Here is a 12,634-nt window from a genome sequence, read left to right as displayed (position 1 = left end):
GCGGAGGGTCGCGGTGAAAGCGGTGCTCTACGCCGGCGACGGCGAGGTCCGCGTCGACTCCGTCGCCGAACCCGACGTCCTCGCGCCGACCGACGCCGTCGTGCGGGTGCGCCGGGCCGCGGTGTGCGGCACGGACCTGCACCTGGTCGCGCACGACGCCGGCCTGCCCCGCGGCACCGTGCTCGGGCACGAGTTCGCCGGCGAGGTCGTGGCCGTGGGCGACGCCGTGCACGGCCACGCGCTCGGCGACCTCGTCGCGGGCGCGGACTTCACCGCCTGCGGACAGTGCTGGTGGTGCCGTCGCGGCGACCACTGGGAATGCGCCGATCGCCGGTTCTTCGGCACCGGCGTGACGTACGGGCCTGCGCTCGCCGGAGCTCAGGCCGAGCTGGTGCGTGTCCCGTTCGCCGACACCGTGCTGCGGCCCGTCCCGGACGGAGTGCCGCTCGACGCCGCGGTCCTCCTCGGCGACACGCTGGCCACCGGCTACGCCGCGATCCGGCGCGCTGAACTCGCCCCGGGCGACTCGACGGTCGTCGTCGGCGGCGGTCCGGTCGGGCAGCTGACCAGCCTGGTCGCGCAGGCCTGTGGGGCCGGGGCCGTCGTCGTCGTGGAACCGGTGGCGCCACGGCGCGCGCTCGCCGCGGCCGAAGGCGCCCTCGTGACCGATCCCGACGGGGCCGCCGAACTGGTCGCCGCGATCACCGACGGGCGCGGCGCCGACGTCGTCGTGGACGCGATCGGTGGTGCGGCCGGGCTGGACACCGCGTTCACGCTGGTCCGCAAGCGGGGAACGATCGTGTCGGTGGGTGTGCCGACCATGCAGACCCACTCGGTGCCGGTGCAGCGCGCGTTCGCCGATGAGCTGACGCTGCGGTTCGCCATCGGGGACGTGATGCGCGACGGGGACCAGATCACCGCGCTCGTGAGATCGGGTGCGGTCGATCCGACGGTGATCGTGACGGAGACGGTTCCCCTCGACGAGGTTCCGCAGGCGTATCGCCGGATGGCCGAGCGCCGTACGCTCAAGAGCCTGGTCACAGTCTGACGGGTGGAGGGTGGCGATGGCTCCTGCATCACCGGCCAGGGCGCCGCGCACCCCCGAGGTCAGCAACCGGAGCCCCGCGCACGGGGGAGCCGCCGAGGCCGTGCGCGATCTGCTGGAGACCCTGCCGACCGACGTCGCCGCCGCCGCGGACGCGTTCGCCGCCAGGGCATCGCTGCTGATCGGCACCCCGGTCACGGTGGCCGCCTGGTCGCAGGCGCGCTGGATCACCCTCGCCGGGCCCGGAACGGGTGTCGCCGCACTGCCGGCGAGCGGTGACTGCCGGCTGCTCGACGGTGATCTCCCCGGGCTGCTCGCTGTTCCGGACGGGCACGTGGCGCTGTGCTGGGACCCGATGGTCCGGCTGGAACCGGGCTGGCGGCGCCTGCTGCGGCAGGGCTGCGCGTGGCTGTCGCTGCTGCGCCAGCGGGCCTCGGCCGACGCGGAGATCGCCGCGGCGGCGGCCGAGACACAGGCGATCGGCGAGGTCGTGCAGCAGCTGCTCTCCGTCCGCGACGTCGATCAGGTGCTGCACACGATCGCCGAACGCACCCTGCGCCTGCTCGACTCCGACATCTGCGGGGTGATGCTGCGCGAGGGTGACGTCGTGCGCATGCGCTCGTGCGTCGGGAACCGGTTCGCGCAGACCGCGCGCCTGGAGATGCGCCGCGGTCAGGGCGTCGCGGGGCTGGTGTTCCTCACCGGGGAGCCGGCGAAGGTCGACTCCTACCTGGAAGACGAGCGGATCAGCCAGGACTTCATGTCGCTGGCGGTCAAGGAGGAGACCCGTTCGGCGCTGGCCGTGCCGCTGCGGCTGCGCGGCGAGTTCGTCGGGGTGCTCGAGGTGTGGCGGCGGCGCACGTCGGTGTTCACCGACAACGACACCCGCCGCATGGTGACCCTCGCCGACTTCGCCGCCATCGCCATCGACAACGCCCGGCTGCACGACCGGCAGGCCGCGGCGACCGCGGAGGCCGAGCGCGCCCGGGACGCGCTGCAGCAGCAGGTCGCCGTGCTGGGCCGCTCCTCGCAGCTGCAGCAGCGGCTGCTGTCCACCGTGATCGAGGGCGGCGGGTTGCCCGCGGTGGCCCGCACGGTGGCCACCGACCTCAACTGCGAGATCGGTGTCTACGGCCCCGACGGCGAGCTGGTCGCCACGCACAGCGGCGGCCGGATGGTCGGGATCCTGCCCCCGTCGATGCCGCAGCCGGGGCGCCGCGACGGCGACGGCGATCCGCGGCTGTGGGCGCGCCCGGTCTACGCCGACGGCGACCGCGCCGGCCACGTCGTGCTCGTCCAGGGCGACCACTCCCCCGACCTGATGGAGGCCGTCGCCGGGCAGGTGAGCATGGCGTGCTCGCTGGCGCTGCTGCGAGAGCGGGCCGCGAGCCGGGCCCGCGCCGAGGCGATCGAGCAGGTGCTGTGGGACCTGCTGCAGGGCCCGGTGGAGCACCGGCTCGCCGCGCGGACCCGCGCCCACCAGCTCGGGATCGTCCTCACCAAGTCGCTGCGGGTGGTGCACGGCCGGCTGGAGAACGTCGAGGAGCTGGCGGCGACCAACGGCTGGGACACCTCCCAGACCGACCGCCTCCGCCGCGAGGTGCTGCGCACCGTGCGCTCCCTCCACGACGGTCGCGGCCTCGCGCTCGCCGGGATGCGCGGCGACATGCTCGTCGCCGTCGCGGTGGACCTGGACCGCCCGCAGGCGAAGGACCTCGTCACCGCGATCGCCGCGGCGATCGACCGCACCCATCCCGGCCTGCGCATGACCTGGGGCGTGAGCCGTCAGCACGCCGACGTCGTCGAGCTGCCGAGCGCGTTCAACGAGGCCCGGACCGCCCTGTCCGCTGCGCGCCGGCTGGGCGGGCAGAACGTGTTCCTCTACGAGGAGCTCGGCATCGTGCGGCTGCTGCTCGGCTCGGGCAACGACCCCGACCTGCAGACCTTCATCGAGGAGGTCACCGGCCCCCTCATCGAGTACGACCGGGAGAACGCGGGCTCGCTCGTGCGCACTCTGCGCGCGTTCTTCGACGCCGACTGCTCGCAGCGCGTCGCGGCCGAGCGCCTGTTCATCCACCACAAGACCATGCGCTACCGCCTGGAACGCATCCGCCAGCTCACCGGTCTCGACCTGAGCCGGCACGAGGACCGGATGCGGGCCGACTTCGCGCTGCGGCTGCTGCAGGTCAACGAGTCCGCGGCGGCGGAGAACCAGAACGGGTCGTGACCCGGTCGGGCAGGAGCTCGGCGAGCAACCCCTCGACCCGGGCGCGGATGTCGTCGCGGATCGTCCGCACCACCTCGATCGGCTGCCCGGCGGGATCGGGGACCGGCCAGTCCTCGTAGTGCTTGCCGGGCACGACCGGGCAGGAGTCGCCGCAGCCCATCGTGACGATCACGTCGCTCGCGTGCGCAGCGGCGTGGTCGAGCTTGCGGGGTTGCGCAGTCGCGATGTCGATGCCGACCTCACGCATCGCCGCCACGACGATCGGGTTGACCCGGCCGGCCGGCTCGGACCCCGCGGACCGGACACCGACCGCGTCACCGGCGAGGTGCCGCAGCCATCCGGCGGCCATCTGGGAGCGGCCGGCGTTGTGGACGCAGACGAACAGGACGACGGGTTCACCGGCCATCGCTCACCCGCCCGCTCCGGCGGCGACGACCGGAGACGCGTCGAGGAGCTGCGACAACGCACCCAGTTTCGCCGGCACGACCCAGTAGTAGACCCACGTGCCGCGCCGCTCGCAGTCCACCAGCCCGGCTACGCGCAGCACCTTCAGGTGGTGGGAGATCGTCGCCGCGGTCAGCGTGAACGCCGAGGTCAGCTCGCAGACGCACACCTCGCCACCACGGCGGGCGGCGATCAGCGACAGCAGCCGCAGCCGCACCGGGTCGCCGAGCGCTTTGAATCCGCGCGCCAGCTCGACGGCGGCTTCCTCGCTCAGCGGCTCGCTGATCATCGGTGTGCAGCAGAGATCGTTCACCACGGAGCTAGTTTGACAGTCTTCTAATCAGCGTGCCACTGTCTGTTTAGACATTCGTCTAACCAAGGAGGTGCGGAGATGTCCCGCGTCCAGCTGGCCCTGCGCGTACCCGACCTGGAGGCGTCGGTCACGTTCTACTCGAAGCTGTTCGACACCGAACCCGCCAAGCGCCGCCCGGGCTACGCCAACTTCGCGATCGGCGAGCCACCGCTGAAGCTGGTGCTGATCGAGGGCGAGCCCGGCGAGCCGACCGCACTGGACCACCTCGGCGTCGAGGTGGCCAGCGCGGACGAGGTCGTCGCCGCCGCTGCCCGGCTACAGGAGGCAGGCCTTGCCACGACGACCGAGAACGACGCCGAGTGCTGCTACGCGCTGCAGGACAAGGTCTGGACACAGGGGCCGGGCTCAGAGCCGTGGGAGGTCTACGTCGTGAAGGCCGACGCCGATCGACTCTCCACGGCGGTGGACAGCGCTTGTTGCTCTGCGTGACATCGCCTGCGCGACCAGGAGCCGCCCTGCGACCCCTCGAACGAGAACTCGAGCCGACACCACCACCGCGCGAGTCCCGGTTCACTGAACCCTTGTTCATTCTCCTCGTCGGAGAATAGAACATTTGTTCGAGATACGTTCGCCGGCAGGCTCAGACCATGTCGTCCGCACACGCTGCCGCACTCGCCGACCGGGTGCGGCAGCGTGTGCGCGAGAAGAACAGCGCGGCCGAGCGGGAGGCTGCGGCGATCCTCGAGTTCGCCCGGGCACTCGCCGGGCCGAGATCCCCGGACACGGGCCCGTCCCGCTCGCCCTGCTCAAGGACGACGACGGGCGCACGACCTACCGGCGCATCCTCACCCGCGACGGCATCATCATCGGCGACGACTCCACCCAACGACCGGTCCACACCACTCGCGCACCGACACCGAGCCGGGTCGACCCACCGCGACACGATGCACAGCGCGGTGACTGACCACGGTGGCGACGGGACCACAAGCAGTCAGCCAGCCCCGACTCAGCCCGCGACGCGCCGGCGCGACAAGGAGACCGACCGCGGATGCCGACCCAGGTTCCAGGTCCCGCGGAACTGCGCGGTGCCCGTCACTCAGGGCGCACGACAGCAGCCCCGAGCACATCCTCCGTCCCTGCGTCCGGCCGCGGGATGACGTGGCTGGCGTACAGCTCCCCCACCTGCTCGGCCGCCGCCCGACCGGCGGCGACCGCGGCCGTCACGGCCCCGACGTCACCACGGACGACGACCGTCACCTGGCCGTTGCGCAGCGTGCGGTAGCCCTCCAGCTCCACGTTCGCCGCCTTGACCATGGCATCGGCCGCCTCGATCGCGCCGACCAGGCCGCGGGTCTCGATGAAGCCCGCCGCGCCCGAACGCCGCACGGAGTCCGCCACCGTGTCCTCCCGTCTGTCGCCCCGCAGCGAACCTACGCGGGTCGGGGGCCACCGCCGTTGTCCCCGCGGGACAACGGCGGCGACATCGCCTGTCCCGCGGAGCTCATCTCGACCGGCTCCGGTGGTAGTGGCGGGCCACGCGGACCCGGTTGCCGCACCGCGCCGCCGAGCACCAGATCCGTCGGGGATGCGCGGGGAGGAAGACCAGCACGCAGTCGTCGGCCGCGCACTGCCGCACCCGCGTCACCGCGGGATCGGCGAGGAACTCCGCACCCGCCTCCGCCAGCCACGCCCCCATCCGGGCGGACACGTCACCGGTGCGCGAGCGGGTCGCGACGACCCGCGCGCCGTCCCACGCCACCTCCAGCACCGCGGGCGCCGCGCGCTGCGCCTCGGCGAGCGCGGCCAGATCGTCCGCTTGAGGGGGCTCCCCGTGACGAGCCGCGTCGACGGCGCGCGCAACGCGGTCCCGGATCGACCGCACGACCTGGAGGGAACCCTCGTCCAGGCCCGCCGCCACCACCTCGCCCGCCTCAGCGAACCGCTCCGCCTGGACGGCGAGCCAGTCGGTCAGCCGCTCGGGCGTGACCAGCAGGTCGGCGGCCGCGGTGCGGGTGTTGACCAGGTCGAGGGCGAGGGGCTCGCCGATCAGCGGGAACGGAGCCGTCACCCTGCTAACGGTACACGACGGTCTTGACACGTTAGAACACGCCGCGCAGCATCTAACGGGTCATCGCCAACTTAAGGAGTTAGCCATGGACACGTTGCCGATCGCCCGCACCATCCATCGCCACATCGACATCGGGGACGTCCGCGTCTTCTTCCGCGAGTCGCAGCCCGATCGGCCCGACGCTCCGGTGCTGCTGCTCCTGCACGGCTTCCCGTCCGGGTCGCACCAGTTCCGTCGGCTCATCGACGTGCTCGGCGCCCGCTACCGGCTCGTCGCCCCCGACCACCCGGGCTTCGGCCGGACCGTCGCCCCCGTGGACTTCACCTACACCTTCGACCGGCTCGCCGACGTCACCGAGGGCTTCGTGCACGCGCTCGGTCTGGTCCGCTTCGTGGTGTACGTCTTCGACTTCGGTGCCCCCATCGGGTTCCGGCTCGCCGAGCGGCACCCGGAGCGGATCGCCGGGCTGGTGGTGCAGAACGGGAACGCCTACGTCGAGGGGCTCTCCGCCGACGCGCGCGAGTTCATCGCGCTACGGCCCGAGACCCCGGGCGCCCTCGAACGGATCCGCGTGCTGCTCACGCTCGAGGGGACCCGCATGCAGTACGAGACCGGTGTGCCCGACCCTGAGCGCCTCGCTCCGGACGCCTGGCTGCTCGACCAGGTCTACCTGGACCTCCCCGGCCGCAAGGACGCCCAGGTAGCGCTGGCCCTCGACTACCGCAGCAACGTGGAGCGCTACGAGCGATGGCAGCACTGGCTCCGCACCCACACCCCGCCGACGCTCATCACCTGGGGGGTCGGCGACCCGTTCTTCCCCGAGCCGGGTGCCCGCGCCTACCTGCGTGACCTCCCCGACGCCGAGCTGCACCTGTTCGACACCGGCCACTTCGCCCTGGAGACGCACCTGGGCGAGATCGCCCCGCTGATCGCCGGCTTCCTCGATCGTGTGTGGGCCGGGCCGGTGCCGCGGGCGGCCTGACGGTACGGGCTACGGGGCGGTGGCCGCGGCACCGGCCGCGGACACCGGTTCATCGATCCCGCGTCCTCGCCAGCGCGATCTCGGCGAGCAGCGCTGCCAGCTCAACCGGCCGCGTGACGAACGGTGAGTGCCCGCCGGGCAGCGCGTGCACCCGGAACGGGTTGTCCGGCACGACTCGGTCCGCCTCGGCGACCATCAGGTCCTGCGTGCTCGGCGGGAGCGCGAGGTCGTCGGTCAGCCGGACGTAGGTGCGCGGCAGCCGGCCCCAGCGCTGCGGGGTCACCAGCACCGGGGTGGTGAAGCTCGAGTACGGGTGGTCGGGGTGGAGGAACTGCCGCCACACGTCCGCGCTGCCCGGGGCGAGGTCGTTCAGGAACGCCCGCCGGATCACGTCGGTGTGCGCGGGATCGGGCGAGAGCGGGTTGATGCGGATCGCGCCCAGCTCGGCGGGATCGCCGATCGGCGGGATCTGCACGGCGTGGGAGTTCTCCGGCGCGGTGACGTAGTCGGCGAACCGCGGGCGGCCCGCCGGCACGAACGCCGACAGGTAGACGAGGTGGTCGACCAGGTGCGGGGCCTGCTCGGCGGCCGCCGACGCGGCTGATCCGCCGGCGCTGTGCGCCACCAGCACCACGTGCCGGTACCGGGTGCGGGCCGTGGCCAGCGCGCCGAGCACGACGTCGGCGTTGTCCTGCATGGTCACGTCGGTCAGCGCGGACTCCTCGGTGGCGAACCCGGGCTGCCCGGGCAGGAAGTAACCGCTGGGCACCGGGGCGTCCAGCCCGCTTCCGGGCAGGTCGAGGGCGACGGTGGCGAGGCCGCGCTCGGCGAGCGCGCGCTGCGTGGCGCTCCAGTGCACCGCGCCGTGCCAGGCGCCGTGCACGAGCACCAGGACGGTCTCGGCGGCGGTCGGTCGGGTCACTGCGGCTCCTCGGGGTAAGGGGCGATGACCTCACCAGCCCAGCGCAGCGTGGACCACCCATACATCACCATTGCTCACGATGGCTTTCCCGATACACCACGGATATCGTGGTCGCGGTGGAAGCACGTCATCTCCGCTACGCCGTCGCGCTCGCCGAGCACGGCCACTTCGGCCGCGCCGCGGCGTCGCTGGGGATCGCGCAGCCGCCGCTGTCGACCCAGATCGCGGCGCTGGAGCGGGAGGTCGGGGAGCGCCTGTTCGACCGCACGTCGCGCGGGGTGTTCCCGACCGCCGCGGGCGAGGCGTTCCTGGTCAGGGCGCGGGCTGCGCTGGCGGAGATGCACCGGGCCCGGATCGACGCGGCCCGGGCCGCCCGCGGGGAGACGGGTCGGCTGCGGATCGGCGTCGTCGCCTCCGCCCTGCTCGACCCACTGCCCACCGTGCTCGGCCGGTTCCGCCGCAGCCGCCCGGAGGTCCGGCTGATCGTGCAGGAGATGACCACCCCGGAGGTGGCGGCCGGCCTGCTGGACGGCGAGCTGGACGTCGCGGTCGGCCGGGGCGGGCCGCGCGGCGCCGGAGCGGAGGATCTGGTCACGGTGCCGATCGGGGCCGACCACCTGGTGGCCGTGGTCTCCGCGGCGCACCCGTTCGCCGGGCAGCCGGGCGTGACCGTCGAGCAGCTGGCCGCGGAGCCGCTGGTGGTGGAGACCGACGCGGCCGAGTCCTACCTGCGGCCGCTGTTCGCCGACGATCCCGCCCCGCTGGGAGCCGCCGCGACCGCCCGCGACATCCACACGATCGCCGGGCTCGCCGCGTGCTGCGCCGGGGTCGGACTCGGCCCGTCCCGGATGCGCCTCATCGCCCGCCCCGACGTGTGGTTCTGCGACGTCGCGCCCCGCTACCGGCTACCGGACCTGCAGATGTCGTTCCGAGCGGCCGACCCGTCCCCGGTGCTCGCGGCGTTCCTCGACGTGGTGCGGCGCAACTGCGCGCGGGTCGGCTCCCGCCTCGACGACCTGCTCGCCCGGCACCCGGCGATCACCCAGGTCTGAGCGGTCACCAGCGGTTCCAGTGCAGCACCTCGTCGACCGGCACGCGGTGCGCGGGCCGGAAGGCGGTGCCCTTCGTGTGCGCGACCGGGATCAGCGCCACCTGCATGACCTCGTCGTACGGGATGCCGAGCAGCTCCGCCACCTCCCGCTCGACGGCCAGGTTGCCGGTGGTCCACACCGTGCCGAGCCCGTGCGCGCGGGCGGCGAGCAGGAAGCTCCAGACGGCCGGCAGGATGGAGCCGAAGTGGCTCGCTTGCTGGGGCAGCGCCAGGTGCTCGGCGCGCCCCTCGATGCACGGGATCACCAGCGCGGGCACGCGGTGCAGGTTGTCGGCGAGGTGGCGCAGCCCGCTCCACACCCGCTCCATCGAGCCGGGTTCGGCGTAGGCGCGGCGCAGGTCGGCGGGCGACATCGGCTCGTCGCCCTGGCCGAGGCCGCGCCGCCACAGATCGGCCAGCGCGTGCTTGCGCTCGGGCTCGGTCACCACCACGAACGCGGCCCGCTGGCTGTTCCGTCCGGTCGGGGCCTGCAGCGCGATCTCGACGCACCGGCGCAGCACCGCGGGGTCGACGGGTCGGTCGAGGGCCAGGCGGTGGCGGACCGCCCGGGTGGTGGTGAGCACCTCCAGCGCCGTCAGCCCCAGGTCGGGGATCGCGGTGGTCACGCCACCAGCTCCGCGAGCGCCGCCAGGACCTCGGCCGGCGCTTCCTCCGGCACGAAGTGCCCGCCCGGCACCGCCCGCCCGCGCACCGCGGCGGGATCGGCGTGGTGCTCCTTCCACACGCCGACGACGTCGGTGCCGCCGAGGGCGCCGTCTGCGCCCCACAGCAGCAGCAGCGGTGCCCGCACCCGCAGCCCCGCGGCGTGGTCGGCCTCGTCCTGCTCCAGGTCGGCGGTGAACCCGGCCCGGTAGTCCTCGAGGGTCGCCTGCAGGTGCGCCGGATCGGAGAACGCGCGGACGTAGTGCGCGAACGTGTCCTCGTCGATCACCCCGCGGACCACCAGCGACCCCATGAAGAACCGCAGGTACGGCTCGACGTTGCCGGCGATCAGCAGCTCCGGCAGCTCGGGCTGCAGGTGGAAGAACCAGTGCCACATGTAGGCGGCCTGTTCGCGGTCGAAGCTGTCCATCACCACCCGGGTGGGCAGGATGTCGAGCAGCGCGAGCGCTGCGATCTTGTCCGGGTGGTCGAGTGCCATCCGGTGCGCCACCCGGGCGCCCCGGTCGTGCCCGACGACGACGGCCTGCTCGTGGCCGAGGTGCGCGACGAGCGCGGCGAGATCACCCGCGGCGTCCCGCTTCGTGTAGCCCGTGGTGGCGAGGCCGGAGTCGCCGTAGCCGCGCAGGTCCGGCACCGCCACCGTGCCGCGCTCGGCCAGCGGGTCGACCACCTTCTGCCAGCACCGCCCGGTCTGCGGCCAGCCGTGCACCAGCACGTACAGCGGCGCTCCGCTGCCCGCGAGCCGGAAGGCGATCTCGACGTCGTCCAGGGCCATCCTGTGGACCCGGTCCCACTCCATCCCCACCCTCCTCGGTCTTCGTGTCCCTGCCGATGCTCGGCTCCCCGCCGTCCGCATCCCAGGATCGGTTGCCACCCAGTGGCAGACTCTCCGCATGAAGATGAGCCGCGTGCTCGGCGCCGCTGCCGCCGCCGTCGGTGCGGTCGCGGTCCGGGACTTGACCCAGAAGAAGCACGCGCTGCGGCGGAACTTCCCGGTGATCGCGCACGCCCGCTACCTCCTGGAGGAGATCGGCCCGGAGCTGCGCCAGTACATCGTCACCGGCAACGACGAGGAACGGCCGTTCAGCCGCGACCAGCGCCGCTGGATCTACGCCAGCTCGAAGTCGGAGAACAACTACTTCGGGTTCGGCACCGACTGCGACACCGAGCACACACCCGGCTACGCGATCATCAAGCACCGCACGTTCTCCGCGGTCGCCCCGCCGGCACCGGTCCACCACGCGCCCGACGTGGTCGTGCCCAGCGCGAAGGTGCTCGGCGGTCCTCGCGGACGGACGAAGGCGTTCCGACCGGGGTCAGTGGTCAACATCTCCGGCATGAGCTTCGGCTCGATGTCGGCCAGCGCGATCACGGCGCTCAACCGCGGCGCCGCGATGGCCGGCTGCCTGCACAACACCGGTGAGGGCGGGCTCTCCCCGTACCACCGGGAGGGCGGAGACCTCGTCCTGCAGCTCGGCACCGCGTACTTCGGGTGCCGCGACGAGCACGGTCGGTTCGATCTCGCCCGGCTGACGGACCTGGCGGCCTCGGCGCCGGTCCGAGCGATCGAGATCAAGCTCTCGCAGGGCGCGAAGCCGGGGCTGGGCGGGCTGCTGCCGGCCGCGAAGGTGACGCCGGAGATCGCCGAGATCCGCGGCATCCCCGTCGGGGTCGACTGCGCCTCGCCCGCCCGCCACACCGCGTTCTCCGACGTCGACTCGATGCTGGACTTCGTCGAGCTGATCGCCGCCGAGACCGGGCTGCCGGTGGGCATCAAGTCCGCCGTCGGCGCGATGGACTTCTGGGACGAGCTGGTCGCGCAGATGGCCAAGGGCGATCGCGGCGTCGACTTCGTGACGATCGACGGCGGCGAAGGCGGCACGGGTGCCGCACCGCTGATCTTCACCGATTCGGTCGCGCTGCCGCTGCGGATGGCGCTCTCCCGCGTGTACGGCCGGTTCGCCGACGCGGGGCTGACCGACCAGCTCACGTTCATCGCCAGCGGCAAGTGCGGGGTGCCGGACAACGCGGTCGTCGCGTTCGCGCTCGGCGCGGACATGGTCAACGTCGCTCGCGAGGCGATGCTCTCGATCGGGTGCATCCAGTCGCAGCGGTGCCACACCGACCGCTGTCCCACCGGCGTCGCCACCCAGGACCGCTGGCTCGCCCGGGGTCTGGACCCGGCGTCGAAGTCGGTGCGCTGCGCCAACTACCTCCGGGCGCTGCGCAAGGAGCTGCTCGCGGTGTCCGAGGCCGTCGGGGTGGCGCATCCCGGCCTGATCACCCCGGACGACGTCGACATCCTCTGCGGCGACTACGAGGCGCGCGGACTGGGCTCGGTCTACGGCTACAAGGACGGCTGGGGCAGCCTCGGCGCCGCGCTGCAGGAGGAGATCACCGAGCTGATGCTCACCGAGTCCCGCTGACGCGCGGCCTGCTCACAGGACGGTGGACGGCGGCGGTGCCGGCCCGCTACCGTTCCGCTGGACAACTGCACATCGGGCCGTTCGAACCCGGGCGGGAGAGTCCCGTGTCCCGACCCCGCTGAGGGGGGCGAGGACGACGGGCGCCGGAGGAGCAAGCACCCCGCCAATCTCTCAGGCACCCACACCGCTCGGGCGAGGCCACTCTGGAAAGCAGGCGTCCGACACGCCTCGCCCACGGTGAAAGTCGGCACCCGGCCTCCGGGTCCGGCGAATCTCTCAGGCTCACGACAGAGGGGGCTCCCGCCCCGGCGCCCGCCGGGGCGCGCAGTGCTGGGAGCCCGCATGTCGATCACGTCCGGCCGATCCGGCCACCACCCCACCAGCGATCCGCGCTGCGCCGCGCGCCGTCCGCCTCCGCGCGGACCTTCGTGCT

13 protein-coding genes and 2 riboswitches are annotated in these 12,634 nt (G+C 73.1%); of the genes, 6 read left to right on the top strand and 7 right to left on the bottom strand.

From position 1 onward, the window contains the following. The first annotated feature begins 13 nt into the window (after nucleotides 1-13). Together BUE41_RS26465 and BUE41_RS26460 are read left to right on the top strand one after the other, a co-directional pair. Nucleotides 14-1,048 carry an alcohol dehydrogenase catalytic domain-containing protein gene (locus tag BUE41_RS26465; RefSeq protein WP_073460046.1) on the top strand — a complete coding sequence of 345 codons (1,035 nt, stop codon included), beginning with the start codon at nucleotides 14-16 and terminating at the stop codon, nucleotides 1,046-1,048. Between the two features lie 16 nt (nucleotides 1,049-1,064). Next, nucleotides 1,065-3,272, top strand: coding sequence for a helix-turn-helix domain-containing protein (locus BUE41_RS26460; protein ID WP_084755909.1), 2,208 nt, complete (start codon nucleotides 1,065-1,067; stop codon nucleotides 3,270-3,272). Here the strand turns inward: BUE41_RS26460 and BUE41_RS26455 are convergent. Both BUE41_RS26455 and BUE41_RS26450 read right to left on the bottom strand, forming a co-directional pair. Beyond that, nucleotides 3,232-3,678, bottom strand: coding sequence for an arsenate reductase ArsC (locus BUE41_RS26455; RefSeq protein WP_073460044.1), 447 nt, complete (start codon nucleotides 3,676-3,678; stop codon nucleotides 3,232-3,234). The two genes, BUE41_RS26460 and BUE41_RS26455, sit on opposite strands and share 41 nt — an antisense overlap. A gap of 3 nt (nucleotides 3,679-3,681) precedes the next feature. Then, nucleotides 3,682-4,005, bottom strand: coding sequence for an ArsR/SmtB family transcription factor (locus BUE41_RS26450; protein WP_073460043.1), 324 nt, complete (start codon nucleotides 4,003-4,005; stop codon nucleotides 3,682-3,684). A 102-nt stretch (nucleotides 4,006-4,107) separates the two neighbouring features. Between BUE41_RS26450 and BUE41_RS26445 the strand changes: the two genes are divergently transcribed. Continuing rightward, nucleotides 4,108-4,518: an ArsI/CadI family heavy metal resistance metalloenzyme gene (locus BUE41_RS26445; RefSeq protein ID WP_073460042.1), complete on the top strand. Its 411-nt coding sequence runs from the start codon at nucleotides 4,108-4,110 to the stop codon at nucleotides 4,516-4,518. 603 nt (nucleotides 4,519-5,121) lie between these two features. Here BUE41_RS26445 and BUE41_RS26435 read toward each other — a convergent pair. Together BUE41_RS26435 and BUE41_RS26430 are read right to left on the bottom strand one after the other, a co-directional pair. Beyond that, nucleotides 5,122-5,427 carry a BMC domain-containing protein gene (locus BUE41_RS26435; protein WP_281689426.1) on the bottom strand — a complete coding sequence of 102 codons (306 nt, stop codon included), beginning with the start codon at nucleotides 5,425-5,427 and terminating at the stop codon, nucleotides 5,122-5,124. Nucleotides 5,428-5,530: 103 nt separating this feature from the next. After that, complete coding sequence (locus tag BUE41_RS26430) at nucleotides 5,531-6,097, bottom strand: CGNR zinc finger domain-containing protein (RefSeq protein ID WP_073460040.1); 567 nt, start codon at nucleotides 6,095-6,097, stop codon at nucleotides 5,531-5,533. A gap of 85 nt (nucleotides 6,098-6,182) precedes the next feature. On the opposite strand from BUE41_RS26430, the gene BUE41_RS26425 reads away from it, so the two are divergent. Continuing rightward, complete coding sequence (locus BUE41_RS26425) at nucleotides 6,183-7,079, top strand: alpha/beta fold hydrolase (RefSeq protein WP_073460039.1); 897 nt, start codon at nucleotides 6,183-6,185, stop codon at nucleotides 7,077-7,079. A gap of 49 nt (nucleotides 7,080-7,128) precedes the next feature. Here BUE41_RS26425 and BUE41_RS26420 read toward each other — a convergent pair whose 3' ends face one another. Beyond that, nucleotides 7,129-8,001 (bottom strand): alpha/beta fold hydrolase, encoded by an 873-nt coding sequence (locus BUE41_RS26420; RefSeq protein WP_073460038.1) that lies wholly within the window; start codon nucleotides 7,999-8,001, stop codon nucleotides 7,129-7,131. 116 nt (nucleotides 8,002-8,117) lie between these two features. Between BUE41_RS26420 and BUE41_RS26415 the strand changes: the two genes are divergently transcribed. Beyond that, entirely contained in the window at nucleotides 8,118-9,053 is a 936-nt protein-coding gene (locus BUE41_RS26415; protein ID WP_073460083.1) for a LysR family transcriptional regulator, read from the top strand. A 4-nt stretch (nucleotides 9,054-9,057) separates the two neighbouring features. Here BUE41_RS26415 and BUE41_RS26410 read toward each other — a convergent pair whose 3' ends face one another. Both BUE41_RS26410 and BUE41_RS26405 read right to left on the bottom strand, forming a co-directional pair. Beyond that, on the bottom strand, nucleotides 9,058-9,717 hold the full coding sequence (locus BUE41_RS26410) for a nitroreductase family protein (RefSeq protein WP_234997595.1): 660 nt from the start codon (nucleotides 9,715-9,717) through the stop codon (nucleotides 9,058-9,060). Beyond that, nucleotides 9,714-10,574 (bottom strand): alpha/beta fold hydrolase, encoded by an 861-nt coding sequence (locus BUE41_RS26405; protein WP_073460037.1) that lies wholly within the window; start codon nucleotides 10,572-10,574, stop codon nucleotides 9,714-9,716. Before BUE41_RS26405 ends, BUE41_RS26410 begins: the two co-directional genes overlap by 4 nt. A gap of 94 nt (nucleotides 10,575-10,668) precedes the next feature. On the opposite strand from BUE41_RS26405, the gene BUE41_RS26400 reads away from it, so the two are divergent. Continuing rightward, nucleotides 10,669-12,201, top strand: a complete 1,533-nt coding sequence (locus tag BUE41_RS26400; protein ID WP_073460036.1) for an FMN-binding glutamate synthase family protein — start codon at nucleotides 10,669-10,671, stop codon at nucleotides 12,199-12,201. An 82-nt stretch (nucleotides 12,202-12,283) separates the two neighbouring features. After that, a riboswitch (glycine riboswitch) is annotated at nucleotides 12,284-12,398 on the top strand. Beyond that, a riboswitch (glycine riboswitch) is annotated at nucleotides 12,399-12,502 on the top strand. It abuts the riboswitch before it with no gap. Nucleotides 12,503-12,634: the final 132 nt, after the last annotated feature.

This window comes from Pseudonocardia thermophila (genome assembly GCF_900142365.1).
GTDB lineage: Bacteria > Actinomycetota > Actinomycetes > Mycobacteriales > Pseudonocardiaceae > Pseudonocardia > Pseudonocardia thermophila.
Note: the sequence above shows the minus strand (reverse complement) of the source record. Positions and strands in the feature narration are given on the sequence as shown.

Excerpts from the sequence above, each read along its gene's own strand:
- BUE41_RS26405 (WP_073460037.1), bottom strand. The coding sequence starts at position 10,574 with ATGGAGTGGGACCGGGTCCACAGGATGGCCCTGGACGACGTCGAGATC.
- BUE41_RS26400 (WP_073460036.1), top strand. The coding sequence starts at position 10,669 with ATGAAGATGAGCCGCGTGCTCGGCGCCGCTGCCGCCGCCGTCGGTGCG.
- BUE41_RS26455 (WP_073460044.1), bottom strand. The coding sequence starts at position 3,678 with ATGGCCGGTGAACCCGTCGTCCTGTTCGTCTGCGTCCACAACGCCGGC.
- BUE41_RS26445 (WP_073460042.1), top strand. The coding sequence starts at position 4,108 with ATGTCCCGCGTCCAGCTGGCCCTGCGCGTACCCGACCTGGAGGCGTCG.
- BUE41_RS26460 (WP_084755909.1), top strand. The coding sequence starts at position 1,065 with ATGGCTCCTGCATCACCGGCCAGGGCGCCGCGCACCCCCGAGGTCAGC.
- BUE41_RS26450 (WP_073460043.1), bottom strand. The coding sequence starts at position 4,005 with ATGATCAGCGAGCCGCTGAGCGAGGAAGCCGCCGTCGAGCTGGCGCGC.
- BUE41_RS26425 (WP_073460039.1), top strand. The coding sequence starts at position 6,183 with ATGGACACGTTGCCGATCGCCCGCACCATCCATCGCCACATCGACATC.